Source organism: Peribacillus simplex (genome assembly GCF_900156045.1).
Taxonomy (GTDB): Bacteria; Bacillota; Bacilli; order Bacillales; family DSM-1321; genus Peribacillus; species Peribacillus simplex_D.
The window spans coordinates 30100-44381 of sequence record NZ_FTMX01000008.1 but is presented as its reverse complement, the minus strand read 5'-3'; the positions used below and the strand labels follow the sequence as shown (position 1 = coordinate 44381).

At 40.3% G+C, this 14282-nt stretch carries 10 protein-coding genes; 5 read left to right on the top strand and 5 right to left on the bottom strand.

Going from position 1 to position 14282, the window contains the following annotated elements; genetic code table 11:
* Positions 1-280: 280 nt before the first annotated feature.
* A complete protein-coding gene (locus BW986_RS23320; RefSeq protein ID WP_076371283.1) occupies positions 281-2095 on the top strand; it encodes an assimilatory sulfite reductase (NADPH) flavoprotein subunit in 1815 nt (604 codons plus the stop codon).
* Positions 2096-2122: 27 nt separating this feature from the next.
* On the top strand, positions 2123-3853 hold the full coding sequence (gene cysI / locus BW986_RS23315; protein ID WP_076371281.1) for an assimilatory sulfite reductase (NADPH) hemoprotein subunit: 1731 nt from the start codon (positions 2123-2125) through the stop codon (positions 3851-3853).
* Between the two features lie 130 nt (positions 3854-3983).
* Here the strand turns inward: cysI and BW986_RS23310 are convergent, their stop codons facing one another.
* The 4 genes from BW986_RS23310 to BW986_RS23295 are packed head-to-tail and all read right to left on the bottom strand — an operon-like array spanning position 3984 to position 8293.
* Positions 3984-4535, bottom strand: a complete 552-nt coding sequence (locus tag BW986_RS23310; protein ID WP_076371279.1) for a Rid family hydrolase — start codon at positions 4533-4535, stop codon at positions 3984-3986.
* Between the two features lie 39 nt (positions 4536-4574).
* On the bottom strand, positions 4575-5660 hold the full coding sequence (locus BW986_RS23305) for a Ger(x)C family spore germination protein (protein ID WP_076371276.1): 1086 nt from the start codon (positions 5658-5660) through the stop codon (positions 4575-4577).
* Positions 5657-6748 carry a GerAB/ArcD/ProY family transporter gene (locus BW986_RS23300; RefSeq protein WP_076371274.1) on the bottom strand — a complete coding sequence of 364 codons (1092 nt, stop codon included), beginning with the start codon at positions 6746-6748 and terminating at the stop codon, positions 5657-5659. Before BW986_RS23300 ends, BW986_RS23305 begins: the two co-directional genes overlap by 4 nt.
* An 18-nt stretch (positions 6749-6766) precedes the next feature.
* Positions 6767-8293 carry a spore germination protein gene (locus BW986_RS23295; RefSeq protein WP_076371272.1) on the bottom strand — a complete coding sequence of 509 codons (1527 nt, stop codon included), beginning with the start codon at positions 8291-8293 and terminating at the stop codon, positions 6767-6769.
* Positions 8294-8501: 208 nt separating this feature from the next.
* On the opposite strand from BW986_RS23295, the gene BW986_RS23290 reads away from it, so the two are divergent.
* From BW986_RS23290 to BW986_RS23280, 3 genes are read left to right on the top strand one after another with little or no spacing between them, the layout of a single operon-like run.
* Entirely contained in the window at positions 8502-9932 is a 1431-nt protein-coding gene (locus BW986_RS23290) for a spore germination protein (RefSeq protein WP_076371270.1), read from the top strand.
* Positions 9929-11023, top strand: coding sequence for a GerAB/ArcD/ProY family transporter (locus tag BW986_RS23285; RefSeq protein ID WP_076371268.1), 1095 nt, complete (start codon positions 9929-9931; stop codon positions 11021-11023). The genes BW986_RS23290 and BW986_RS23285 overlap by 4 nt, the downstream gene beginning before the upstream one ends.
* Positions 11020-12132, top strand: a complete 1113-nt coding sequence (locus BW986_RS23280; protein WP_076371266.1) for a Ger(x)C family spore germination protein — start codon at positions 11020-11022, stop codon at positions 12130-12132. The genes BW986_RS23285 and BW986_RS23280 overlap by 4 nt, the downstream gene beginning before the upstream one ends.
* Before the next feature lie 67 nt (positions 12133-12199).
* Here BW986_RS23280 and BW986_RS23275 read toward each other — a convergent pair whose 3' ends face one another.
* Positions 12200-13651: a flavin monoamine oxidase family protein gene (locus BW986_RS23275; RefSeq protein WP_076371576.1), complete on the bottom strand. Its 1452-nt coding sequence runs from the start codon at positions 13649-13651 to the stop codon at positions 12200-12202.
* Positions 13652-14282 lie beyond the last annotated feature (631 nt).

Below are 14282 nucleotides of genomic sequence, written 5' to 3'. Positions count from 1 at the left end.
TACTAATGATGCGCCTTCCAGTAAAGTTTTAATGAGAAACTTATTTTAGGAAGAGTATAAGCTGGGGAAGGTTAATGTCCTTTATAACCTAATTTTTTATTTGTAGCGTGCTATGAACCTATATGACTGTATTTTCAATTTTTTTTGTAGTTAAAACCGACTTCGTCTATAGGAGTAAACGAGTTAATTATTTTATGGATGGAAATAAAAATGTTTAACCCACTCGTTATACCTAAGAATCAACTAAGATAAGTTAATATCCCTTTGTGAGGTGGAAATCGTGCAACTTCAGGTAAGTAACAGTCCCTTTAAACATGAGCAGGCAGAGCTCCTTAACAGCCTCCTGCCCAGCTTGACAGAAACACAAAAAGTTTGGTTGAGCGGTTATCTGACAGCATCATTGTCAGTTTCGAATATGAGTTCAGCCGACGCTCCGGTATTGGAAGCTCAAAGCAGCGGAAAGACAGTATCAAAAGAGGTGACCATTCTTTATGGTTCACAGTCGGGCAATGCTCAAGGGCTGGCAGAAAATGCAGCGAGTAAGCTTGAGGGTAATGGCTTTCAGGTTACCATTTCATCCATGAGTGACTTTAAATTCAACAATTTGAAAAAAGTCCAAAATCTCCTCATTTCCGTTAGCACGCATGGAGAAGGTGATCCGCCGGATAATACATTGTCTTTCCATGAGTACCTTCATGGCAGGAGGGCACCAAGCCTCGAAGGTGTCCGCTTTTCAGTATTGGCGCTTGGGGACAGCTCATATGAGTTTTTCTGTGAAACGGGAAAACAATTCGATAAACGCTTGGAGGAACTAGGCGGGACACGGTTATTTCCGCGAATGGACTGCGACCTTGATTATGATGAGCCTGCTTCTGAATGGCTGGAAGGAGTCATTTCTAGTTTAAATGAAGGGCAAGGCAGTTCTGTTGCTGCAGTTCCCGCAACGATGGCTTCAGTAGGTGAACAAACGTATTCGAGAACAAATCCGTTTAAAGCGGAAGTGCTTGAAAACATAAATTTGAACGGTCGTGGCTCCAATAAAGAGACACATCATCTCGAGTTATCTCTTGAGGGCTCTGGTCTTACATTCGAACCTGGAGACAGCCTTGGTATGTATCCGAAAAATGATTCGGATTTAGTGGATATGCTTCTTAAGGAACTGAATTGGGACCCAGAAGAAACCGTGAAGGTCAATAAGCAGGGAGAAGTTCGTAAGTTCAGGGAATCGCTCATCTCCGATTTTGAAATTACGGTTTTGACAAAATCCCTCATTGAACAAGCGGCCCAGCTTACAGATAATGAGGATTTAAAGGAGCTTTTAGCGCCTGGTAATGAAGAAAGGTTAAAAGAATATCGTGAAGGCCGTGATTTGCTTGATTTTGTCCGTGATTTTGGCTCATGGGGTGAATCGGCGCAAGAATTCGTATCAATTCTCCGGAAAATTCCAGCCCGCCTATATTCAATTGCGAGTAGCTTATCCGCATATCCGGATGAAGTGCATTTGACAATCGGAGCTGTCCGGTATGAAAGTCACGGAAGAGAAAGAAAAGGTGTCTGCTCCATTTTATGTGCGGACCGGTTACAGCCTGGGGACATGCTGCCTGTTTACATTCAGCATAACCAGAATTTCAAGCAGCCGAATAACCCCGACACTCCAATAATCATGATTGGACCGGGAACGGGCATAGCTCCGTTCAGATCTTTTATCCAAGATCGCGAAGAATCGGAAGCGAAAGGGAAAACGTGGCTCTTTTTCGGCGATCAGCATTTCGTGACGGATTTCCTTTATCAGACTGAATGGCAAAAGTGGTTGGAAACAGGCGTACTTACGAAAATGGATGTTGCCTTTTCACGTGATACTGATGAAAAAGTGTATGTTCAAAATCGGATGCGCGAGCACAGCGGGGAATTATACGGATGGCTTCAAGAAGGGGCAGCTGTATACATTTGCGGTGACGAGAAAAACATGGCACATGACGTCCATAATACGCTTATTGAGATCATAGAAAAAGAAGGCAATATGAGCCATGCTGATGCGCAAGCTTATCTTGAAGAATTGCAACAAAATAAACGCTATCAACGTGATGTGTACTGAAAATTTGGAGGTAAAGGAGATAACAACATGGTGAACCCACTATTGAAAGCACTATTGAAAGCACCAGAAGGCCCGCCTAGTGATGTTGAGCAAATTAAAGACAAAAGCGATTATTTGCGAGGTACACTTGGAAAAGTGATGCAGGATCGGATTAGTGCTGGTATTCCGGATGATGACAATCGACTAATGAAACATCACGGCAGTTATTTGCAGGATGACCGGGATCTACGCAATGAGCGTCAGAAACAAAAACTGGAGCCTGCCTATCAGTTTATGTTGCGTGTCCGCATGCCCGGCGGGGTGGCACAGCCTTCTCAATGGCTTGTTATGGATGACCTTGCCCAAAAATACGGTAACGGGACCTTGAAATTGACCACAAGGCAAACATTTCAAATGCATGGTATTTTAAAATGGAATATGAAAAAAAACATTCAGGAAATCCATGCTTCCATGCTGGATACAATCGCTGCATGCGGAGATGTAAACCGGAACGTAATGTGCAATTCAATTCCATTTCAATCCGAAATCCATTCCGAAGTATATGAATGGTCGAAAAAATTGAGTGATTATCTATTGCCACGTACAAGGGCGTACCATGAAATCTGGCTGGATGAAGAAAAAGTGGTCGGTACTCCTGAATTGGAGGAAGTCGAACCAATGTATGGAAAGCATTATTTGCCAAGGAAGTTTAAAATAGGCATTGCGGTCCCTCCATCGAATGACATTGATGTTTACTCCCAGGATCTTGGCTTCATCGCAATTGTTGAAAATGGAAAACTCATTGGTTTTAATGTGGCGATCGGCGGCGGTATGGGAATGACCCACGGTGACAAGGCGACATATCCCCAATTAGCCAAAATAATCGGCTTTTGCACCCCTGATCAAATATTGGATGTGGCTGAAAAAGTCATTACGATTCAGCGTGATTATGGAAACCGGTCCGTACGGAAAAATGCACGGTTCAAGTATACGGTTGACAGGCTTGGGCTCGAAACGGTAAAGGCTGAATTGGAAAATCGTCTAGAATGGAAGCTGGATGAAGCGAGAACTTATCATTTTGATAATAATGGTGACCGCTATGGATGGGTAGAAGGTGTGCAAGGAAAATGGCATTTTACATTTTTTGTCGAGGGTGGCCGAATTGCCGATTCCAATGATTACAAGCTGATGACCGGTTTGCGTGAAATTGCAAAGATCCATACGGGTGATTTCCGTTTGACGGCCAATCAAAACCTGATCATTGCAGATGTATCAAGTCAGAAAAAGAAAAAAATCATAGAATTGCTTGAGACATACGGTTTGACGGATGGTACACATCATTCGGCGCTCCGACGCAGCTCGATTGCATGCGTGGCGCTTCCAACATGCGGGTTGGCAATGGCCGAAGCGGAGCGTTATTTGCCGGTTCTGCTTGATAAAATCGAGGACATCGTAGATGAAAACGGGCTGAAGAACGAAGAAATCACGATACGCATGACTGGTTGTCCGAATGGCTGTGCCCGGCATGCACTCGGGGAAATAGGTTTTATCGGTAAGGCACCTGGCAAATATAATATGTATCTGGGTGCTGCATTCGACGGAAGCCGATTAAGCAAAATGTACCGTGAAAACATCGGTGAAGAAGAGATATTGAAAGAGTTGCGTGTACTTCTTTCCCGATATGCAAAAGAACGTCAGCAAGGAGAGCATTTCGGAGACTTTGTCATCAATGCGGGCATTGTTAAAGAAGTGACGGATGGAATGAATTTTCATGATTGATTAAATGCAGTGAGAGACAGGTATAATTCCTGTCTCTTTTTGTATTCAATAGTTTTCCGGAGTGCAATGATAAGAATGATAACTAGGCCTGGAACACCGGCATTGAAACATGACCATTCATTTTCATCGTCTATTTTTTTGACTTGCTGTTATTTTTATAGGCTACCTCTGCTTCAATCTCAATAAGATAATCCGGCGAAACCAGACTTTGAACCCCTACTGTAGAACGAGCGGTTTTTACTGGATTATCCTTTGTATTAAAGAACAGGGCATACGCATCAAACCAACCTTGATAATCTGGTTTATCTGCTTTGTTTGGATCTGGCGCGACATACACACGCAGATAGGTTACATTAGCGAGGGAAAGTCCTTTAGTTTTCAAATCTGCTTTTAATTTTTCTAAGATTCCGATTGCCTGCCTTTCTGTATTGCCATATCTCTCATAAATGGTTTTTCCATCCTTGTTTAAAAGAGGGGCGACTGTTCCGCTAAACAATAACCGGTTATAACTTTGAGGTATAGCAACTGAACTGGAAATCGCAGAAGTTGGAGAGCCAAAGAAGATCACTTTATCTGAGTTCAATTCATTTATATCGTTACTTGCGGAAGCAAAAGAGATTCCTGTGATTAAACTTATACCTAATACTAAAGTAGTAATGACTGATTTCATGTTTTTTTTCATAAAGTCAGCTCCTTATCGAAAAGTATTCCTGAAAATTTATTATTCTGAGACCCCGGTTTGGATGATGTTGACTTTAGTTTCTACATTAATGTCCATCACCGGATAAATCTTTTTCCAAAGTTCATAGGTCATTTTTTTATTTTTGGCGTGATATTTTTCCTTCAATCCAATCGGGTCAAGCGATTTTTTTTGAAAATCTTTAATAAGACGGTTTGCTTGCTTGGTTATGTCATTTTCCATTTCCTTTTCAATTTTTTTTATCATCTTTCTATTGGTAAGGTTGTCACTTCTCATGGATTCCTTGATTTGGCCTTTAATTTTGATCTTAATCGAAATCGAGGGATTTCTCTCTGAGCCGGATACCTCATAACTTGAACCACTTCGGATACTTTCCACAACGATATCACTTTTCTGCTTGTCTTTTAATTTGAACTTGTAAATTCCCCGTCTATGATGTTGAACTAATGTCTTAAAAATGAACATATCATCCGTTCGAACTTTACTGACCATTTTATCCTCATGAAATAGGGCGATTCCAGAAACAGCCACTTCATCATTAATTAATTTAAACAAAGGAAGATACGAATCGCCGCCAGTCTCTAGAGAGTTTCCTAAAAAAAGATGAAGGTTAGTATCCGGTCCGTTCCCTGTTTCATTTTGTTGATTGATCAAATCCGATAAATAGATTCCAATATTCACATTTGTATTTGGTGGTTTCGTATGTATGACATTCTTGACCTTTCCTTCAACGATGGCCAAAATGACCCTGTTTCCAAGTTGTGGCTCACGGTAGAAATAATCGGTCAGTTCTGTTATTCCGATTTCACGGACCATTTTCTCGCTAAATAAAATGATGCGTGTCTGTCCAAGCAACACCGGCTTATCTGCTTTTTTTGAAACGATAGCCTGGACATCACTCGTTGTCGTTGATGTTCCAGTTAAGATTTGATACATACCCGTCTTGTCCTGTTGGAAGATAGGGATGACGAACATTCCTTCGATTATTTTATCCTTTCGTATGTCGTAGCCAATGGCTTGGGACATATTGACTTCATCAACCACTCTTGGCTGGGCGCAGCTGCAAAGGAGGGGAAAGATCAAGATAACAGGAAATAATTTTTTCATATAGGTTTCCTCCTTTTCTTTATATAAATGATGACCAAAAGAAGAGGCAAGTATAAAACAAGGAAGAGCACGCCGTATGGATTGATGATTTTATTCAGTATATATAGGGAATCGACATCAACAACAAAAATATTCGTAAGCAGGATTATTATGGACATCCCCCATAATGGATACTTTTGCTGAACATTGAATAAACGCTTGAAACCTCTGCTTGCTGCCCACAAGGATATAGTCATGTTGGGAATGATGACGATGGCCCACCAAGATACATCTATGTATTCAAATCGCTGGATGAAGGGCAACTCGACAATGCTGGTCATTGATAGTGTCGGCCATATAGTCAGCTGCAACTGTTTTTGTGAATAAAAAACAAGTGAAACCAAATAAACGAATACGGTTATTAAGGTTGTTGTCAAGGCGCCACCATGGGCATATTTTTGTGAAGTTTTAGCATCTTTGATGAACGGGTAATACATCACGATCATTTCAAAACCAAGCAATGTCAATGAAGTACTTCTGGTTCCTTTCCAGATATCCGATAGAGTGTGGTGGAAAACAGGAAGTAAATTGGTGAATTCAGAGTATTTCATGGCATAGAATAGGACAAATAATAGCCAGTATGTCAAAATGACGCTTAAAAAGGCAATACCCGTAACCGTACGGAACCCTCCCGTATTTATATAATAAATCACGAGCAGGAATACTATAGCAAACGCCCATGATGGTACCTCATCAAACATCCATACATGTATGACATTTATATAGCTGATCATGACTGTCATACTAAGAAGAAAAAAGTAAAGAATGAATACTAGACTGAAGAAATTCCCGATCCATTTCCCGAATGCATGATTATTTGCCGAAATAATATCACCAGGAACGATACTGAAGATTTTATATATGACCCAAATCATTATATGTACGATCAGGCCCGCAAGTAGTATCGAAATCCAGCCATCCGTTCCAGTTATCTTCGCCAATACCCTTTGAAAACTTAAAACGCCTACTCCCGTTTGCATGGAATGCACTAAAAAAAACACATAGAACGGTGACACCTTATATTTTTCATTAACTCCAGCTTGGTTCATATAGGCCCCTCATTTAAATCATTCATTAAAATCATTTTTTTTGATTCTTGCTTTTTTTGGCTGTGGCTGTCTGGATATATTATCAGGACGTAAATTTACAGGTCGCGACTTGAAAATGTTAAAGGGAAGCCGAACAAAGCTGTCTTTCCAATCTTGCATACGAAATGGATATATCGGTTCAAGGTATGGATGTCCCATCGACGTTAATTTGATGAGGTGGGTCATCAAAAACACGGCTGCTATGGTAATGCCGAGCAGGCCCCAAATTTGGGCTCCGATTAAAAAGGGGAACCGCAGAAGTCGTATGGCATTACCCATTTTATAAATGGGAGTTACAAATGATGCCAATGCCGAAAGGGCAACGATGATCAATAAGATATTACTGGTCAAACCTGCTACAACGGCTGCCTGACCGATTACGATACCGCCGACGATACCTAATGTCTGACCTACCTTCGTTGGCAGCCTGGCAGCCGCTTCACGTAATAGCTCAATGGAAATCTCCAAGAATAATGCTTCGATCAATGGCTGGAAGGGGATTAAGTTCCTTGAAGTGACGATCGTTTCCAAAAGGTCTTTAGGAATCAGTTCATAGTGATAAGTAAGAACGGCTACATAAATGGGAGTGGCAAATATCGAAAAAGCGACCGCGAATATCCTTAATAACCGGAAAGCAGATGCCGGAATCCAAGGCATATTATAATCTTCCATGGTGATAAAGTATTCCAACAAAATGGTTGGAGTAATGAGTACTGAGGACGACCTATCGATCAACAAGGCCACTTTACCTTCAGCCAGTGCACTTGCGATGCGATCAGGCCTTTCCGTATTTAGAAAAAGGGGAAATAAGGTATTTGAATTATCATATAGCATTTGCGCGAGATAGGACCCATCCAATATTTCATCAAACTCTACGTCATTGATCCTTTGTATAACATTATCGACGTTTTCCTGATCAACGATCCCTTCTATCGATAAAACTGCCACCTTCGTTTTAGACAAGGTTCCCACTGTCATTTCACTTACTTGCAAACCAGGGATCGGCAGCCTTTTTCTAACTAGATTAAGATTGATATCAATATCCTCGACAAACGCTTCTTGAGCACTTATGATCCCAAATTCGAGTTCAGGTTTCTCAACTTGTCTTCCTTTTTGGGCTGCAACATTGATTAATAGGCATTCATCAAGATTTCCATCTAAACGAAGTGCAATTTCGCCTCTCATGATCCTTTCTTCGATTACAATCTTGGTACTGGTAATCAGTGTGTTTTCAATTGGTACGTTTTCCTTAATTTGCTCCAAATTTATCGTTTCCAGAGTCGGTATGACAGAAAGAACACTTTCGTGAAGTTCCTTTGCATCGATTAAAGAGCGATAAAAGGATACCCAGTACCCTATGCCATTATAGGTTCCTTGATGGTTTACGAAATCATGGGATGAAGAAAGGGTATTGAATAGGTCCCTTACTTCCGAAACTTTATTTAATTCATCATTTTTATCGTTTGGTTGATTGGGTTTTTTTTTGAACTTTCCGCGGTTAAACAAATGATGTCACCTCTAATCTAAAGCTGGTTATTCTAGCATTTGCAATTTAATTACAAATTAACCATTTACAATGTTAATGTTCCTTAAAGGAAATGGGGATATATATATAAATCGTTGGTTATAAAAACTGTCACCATTTCCTTTTCGAATAAAATAATTGAAGAAAGTGGAAACTAAAATAAAACCCATTCAACCAAAGGAGTTCACCATGAAAAGTACACCCTTGCATATTAAATTGGATCAAAAGCAGGAAAAATTGAAATCTGAATTGGATATGCAGGATGATGTAGTTTTTAAACAGGTTTTCATTCCCGGTTATGAGGTTTCAGGATTATTCGTATTTGTCAATGGAACGATGGACTATCCAGCATTCAATGAAATAGTCCTGGATTTATCGGCTGCGCAGGTCGAATCAAGGCACCCGGTTTCCATCGAGAAGCTGGTCATTTCCAAAATCTGTTCAGTCAGGGAACAGGATGTGGAAACCTATGAAACAGCCAAAGAGCATATTTTTGACGGGAAAACACTTTTGTTTATAGATGGAATGGAAAATGGCTATGTCTTGAACCTGGAAAAGGAAAAAAACCGTACTTTTGGTGAACCTTCGACAGAGAGGGTTGTCCGGGGCCCGAAAATGGGCTTTATCGAAAGTCTCCAGGAAAATATCGGCTTGATAAGGCAATATTCAAACCATCCCAACCTTATCGTCAAACAACAGAAGTTAGGAACGCTTGAAAAGCGGAAGGTTGCATTGATCTATTATGAAGGTAAAGCAAGCAATTCTTTGTTAAAAGTAGTGAATAAACGGATAAATGGAGTAAAAGCTACCGATCTCCAAGACTCGGGGATGCTTGAAGAATTAATTGAAGATACATCGTTTAGTCCTTTCCCACAGATCCAGAATACGGAGCGTCCGGATAAAGTATTGGCGTCACTGCAGGAAGGAAGGGTAGTCATCATGGTTGACGGCTCACCATTTGCATTGATGGCACCTACGACAATGACGATGCTTCTGCAGTCACCTGATGATTATTATGAAAGATGGGTAGCGGGTTCTTTTCTACGTGTTCTTCGTTACTTTTCTTTATTTATTACCGTTTTTCTTTCAGGAATTTATATCTCCTTGGTTTCGTTCAACCCTGGATTGCTTCCGACAGAATTGGCTATGTCAATAGCAGGAACAAGGGAGAACGTTCCCTTTCCTCCTTTTGTAGAGGCAATCATCATGGAATTGACGATTGAACTGCTTCGTGAAGCAGGTATCCGGCTCCCGGCGCCCATTGGGCAAACGGTTGGATTGGTTGGTGGCGTCATTATTGGACAAGCCGCCGTTCAAGCGAATATTGTTAGTTCCCTCATGGTCATAATCGTTGCGATTACGACGATTACCTCTTTTACGGTACCACAATATAGCTTTGGACTGGCATTCAGGGCATTAAGGTTCGGGGCGATGATTTTTTCCGCCGTTTTAGGCCTATATGGAACCACTTTATTCTTTATCATCATTATCAGCCATTTGTCGAAATTGACTAGCTTTCAAGAACCTTATTTTCAACCAATGGATTTTATCGGTAAAAAGACGTGGAAGGACGCGTTCCTCCGGTTACCGAAGCGGAAAAAAGGGGGAGAATTTTCTTGAGCCAAGCAGACGGCAAAATTCTTAGAGGGGAATTGGCCTCGATTATTTCATGCGCCATGTTAGGAGTCGGGATGCTTACGCTTCCAAGGACGATAACGGAAAAAATTAATTCATCCGATGGTTGGATCGTCTTGATTTTTAATGGGATTGCTATTGCCCTTTTCATATGCTTATTGGTTGTACTGTTAAAAAAACATAAGGTGGCTAGCTATTACACATACATGGAGGAGGCCTATGGAAAGTGGCTCTCCAAAATTATTGGGTTGATCGTAGTGGTGTACTTTGTAGGCGTGGCGAGCTTTGAAGTGCTTGCAATGAGTGAAATGGTCCGCTTTTATTTGCTGGAGGAAACCCCGGTTGAAATATTGATACTCACATTGATTTTAGCAAGTGTGCATCTATTGACAGGCAAAATTAAAGCCATTGCAAAGGTGTGCGTATTCTTTCTACCTCTGACAATTGTCATCGTCTTGCTCATTTATATGTTCAGTATTAAAGTAGTCGAAATAAAAAACCTGCAGCCTGTACTTGGAAAAGGATTACTCCCCGTGATGAAAGGAATGGGTTCCGGGACTTTGTCTTTTTTTGGAATTGAACTTTTCATCTTTTTGTTTGGTATCGTTAAAAATCAAAACAAAGTAAAAAGTGGCGTGTTAATCGGTTTTTTCATACCGATGATATTATATGTTATTACATATGTTCTGGTAGTCGCTACACTGACTGTCCCGGAAGTTAAAGCTGTTACATGGCCAACCATTTCTTTTATTCAATCGTATGAAGTAAAAGGGATATTTATAGAGCGTTTAGAGCTGTTTCTATTAATCACCTGGATTCTTCAGTTCTTTTGTACTCATGCAATTTACTATTACTTCGCAGCAGAAGGACTGACGAAAATTTTCAACAATTCGTATTCAACGAACCTTATTGTTTTGGTTCCGCTCATTTTTTTCCTGGCCAAAGTCCCTAAAAATACAATCGAGATTTTTAAATTCAGCGATTTGCTGGGTTATGTTTTTCCCTTTATATTGATTGGCTTGCCAATTATTACATTCCTAATCGTTCAAGTGAAAAGGAGCAGAAGAAACGGATGAAAAGATTATGGTTGATCTTGTTTATTCCATTGCTTGCTGGCTGTTGGGACAGTCAAAATATTGAAGAATTATCTCTTGTGGTGGGAATGGGAATCGATAATAGTAAAAAGAAAGACGAAATTATGTTAACAGAGCAAATTCTGGTACCTCCAGGAAATGGTGTTCAGGAGAATCAAGCTCAACTAAAATATAAGAATGTTACAGTCAGTGCTAAAACGTTGCATGAAGCAATAAGGGATTCTTTGCTCATAACCAATACGGTTTTAACCAATCATCAGCGTATCATGCTCATTAATGAAGATGTATTAAAGAAAATCCCGATGGAAGCGATCATTAATCAGGCAATTCGCGATAATAATACAAGGAGAAGTTGCCTTGTTTATTTAACAAAGAGACCGACCAAAGAAATTTTGGGATTAGCCGACGATGGGGAGATCCCTTCGAATGTAATTTATGAATTGAAAGATAATGAGAACAGAACGAATAAAATCCTTCAGCCTTTAACGATGGGCAAAGCTTCCTCAAGTTTGCAATCAGATGGAAGCTTTGCCATTCAGGCCGTTGATATTAGAAGAGGGAAATTAATTTTGGAGGGTGCAGGGGTAATCAACAATTCAAAGTTGGTCGGAGTCATGAATGATGAAGATATAGCTGCTTTAAATTGGTTGAACGGAAATGTGAAAGGCGGAATAATCGAAGCGGTCCAACACGGTAAGCCTTTAAGTGTTGAAGTGATAAAAAGGACAAGGAGGAAGGTCACGACGGAATTGGACGGTGATCATTTAACGATCAATGTTAAGGTCGGGTACACAGCTAGACTTTCGGAAGATTGGTATGGTAAGGAAAATTCATTTGAAGAAGCCTATCTTAAAGAGATTGAGCGTATTGCCGAGGATGAAGTGAAGAAGGACGTCAAGAAAATCGTATACAAATTACAGCATGAATATAAAACAGGGGTAGCGGGATTTTATCGTTATGTGGAAAATCAGCATCCAAAGTTTTGGGAGAAAAATAAGCAGAAATGGGACGAAATTTTCAGTAAAGCTGATATTAATTATGAAGTGGACATAAGGATCGTGGACTTCGGTGCAAAAGGAGGGGTGAAGTGAATGGGCTTACGAAGAAAAACCTTCCGAATGGGAAGGTTTTTTCAAGTGCTCTTTAATTGATATGCATTTAAAAAGGCTCTCTGAATGTTCTAGGCAGATTCGTCACTTCATGTGCAACCCTGATGCCGGATTGAATGGCTCCTTCAATCCATGCTGGAACTGTTGATGTATGCTCACCAGCGAAGTGGACCCTTCCTTCAGGTGTCGGGATGTATGGAAACAAGTCCGTTTCCTGACCAGGTTTAAACATGGAGAAAGCGCCGTATGAATACTGATTCAATGTCCAGCTATAAGAAGCCCCTGATAAAAAATGATCATATACTTGTTTTCCATGGACCTGGGCCAAATTTTTCAATGCGTGTTGTATACGGTCTTTTTCAGGAAGTATATCCCATAAAGTGGCATCATCTTCCCATGTATAACTTGCCAAGATGATACCTGATTCACTCTGGTTGCTCGTTTGGCTGGGGTAATAAGAAAATCTAATCGGTAAATCGGTCGTCAATTTACCACCGAAGATTCCTTCTTTTTCCCAAAACCTATGTGTAAACTGAAGTCCGATTTTCGTGGACGCAGCATAATGGAGTTCCCTTATTGCCTTCCACTTATTATGGGAAAAGGAATTCCGGGGTTCAATATCCATAAATTGCAGCAATTGAAGTGGGATAGTCACGATGGCAAGGTCACCTGTAACGGTTAAGGGGTTTTGGCTTTGAGTATGTTTAGAGTGGATGGTGACTTGATTATCATGTTGGATGATCTTTGTCACTTCATATCTGAAGTTTAGATTATCCCTCAATTCCGGTATAAAAGCATAAGGAAGCCGGTCGTTTCCTCCTTCGATTGCAAAAAATTCTATGTCTGGATTAAAGAGTGGCATAAGTTCCCGAAGTATGGCAGGAAAAGAAAGTTCCGGGAATCCTTCTAAACCCATTAGGACTTTGATGCTTTCAATCGCCCCTGTTGAAAGGCTCATTCCTACTGGATTGTACTGCAAAAAGAAGCTCATGGAGTATTTATCAAACTCTTTGATGACAATTTCCCAATTTCTACGTGGGTTTTGAATGATGAAGTCAGTCACAGGCTTAATTGCCATGTTAAGTAATTCTTCAGCTGTTTTACCTCTTTCATGGGGTGCTACAGGGTACCTGAGTATATCCGGGTTCCGTTCATATATGGCAGCGATCGTCTTGATTCCGTTGGCATAAATGGGATCATTAGGAGTCGCATTAATAAAAGTGTTGACTCGTAAACCATACTTCTTGATGTATTCAGCAACTAAGTAATGATAATTCGGGATGCGCATGGCACCTGCTTCAAGGTAGGAACCTTCTGAAAATGGCTCACGTATCGTCAAAACACGCCCTCCGACCCTCCCGGTAGCCTCCAATATCGTAACTTCGTGCCCCGCTTGTTTTAAAAGGGATGCTGCAACCAGCCCAGACATGCCAGCACCAATGATAATGATTCTTTTGGGAATCTGGGATGGTCCCAGGCCATTTCTGATAACAGCCAGCATTTGATCGGGTGATAGCGGATCTTTGAAAAAGGACAAAGTGTTTTTCTCCTCTCTTGTTGCACTTCCTATATGGGATTTAAGCTATCTTATTCCTATTGGGTCACCATTTATGAAGGATCTTCAATAATTTGTCATGATTGATTATTTCTATCATATTCCTCTAGGTTTATCCTTTATGTGGAACACTCAATTATTAGATAATTTAAGGTGCAGAAGATGAATAAGCTGATTCATTGTTAAAAGACGATGCCATTTTTTTCGGAATGGATGGAGCCGATTAAGTTTAGACAGTTAGAGAAGCGGTGTTCAGCTTTTTTGAAAAATGGGATGAAATGACGAATAATGCTTTTCGCAACCTTATTTCGGAAAAAATGCACAAATCTATATCTATCAATTAAAGTTGATCAAGCAATAAAAAAGTGGATATTAAATAACTGAGGCAATTATCGTTCTTGTCTATTGAAGCCAAACGCTAATTTAGCATAACAATTGGAGTTAGTATAGTTTCATATTTTTAGTGAGTGCACATAAATCAGTGTGTTAATTAAGTTACAAAAAGGTTTTAGGCTCCTGGCCTATGAATTATTTTATTTATACGTGGTGGGGGATAACACTATATAGTATCATTCAT

Bases quoted from the DNA above. Each gene is read 5' to 3' on its own strand.
- cysI (WP_076371281.1), top strand. From the start codon at position 2,123: ATGGTGAACCCACTATTGAAAGCACTATTGAAAGCACCAGAAGGCCCG.
- BW986_RS23310 (WP_076371279.1), bottom strand. From the start codon at position 4,535: ATGAAAAAAAACATGAAATCAGTCATTACTACTTTAGTATTAGGTATA.
- BW986_RS23305 (WP_076371276.1), bottom strand. From the start codon at position 5,660: ATGAAAAAATTATTTCCTGTTATCTTGATCTTTCCCCTCCTTTGCAGC.
- BW986_RS23300 (WP_076371274.1), bottom strand. From the start codon at position 6,748: ATGAACCAAGCTGGAGTTAATGAAAAATATAAGGTGTCACCGTTCTAT.
- BW986_RS23290 (WP_076371270.1), top strand. From the start codon at position 8,502: ATGAAAAGTACACCCTTGCATATTAAATTGGATCAAAAGCAGGAAAAA.
- BW986_RS23280 (WP_076371266.1), top strand. From the start codon at position 11,020: ATGAAAAGATTATGGTTGATCTTGTTTATTCCATTGCTTGCTGGCTGT.
- BW986_RS23275 (WP_076371576.1), bottom strand. From the start codon at position 13,651: ATGCTGGCTGTTATCAGAAATGGCCTGGGACCATCCCAGATTCCCAAA.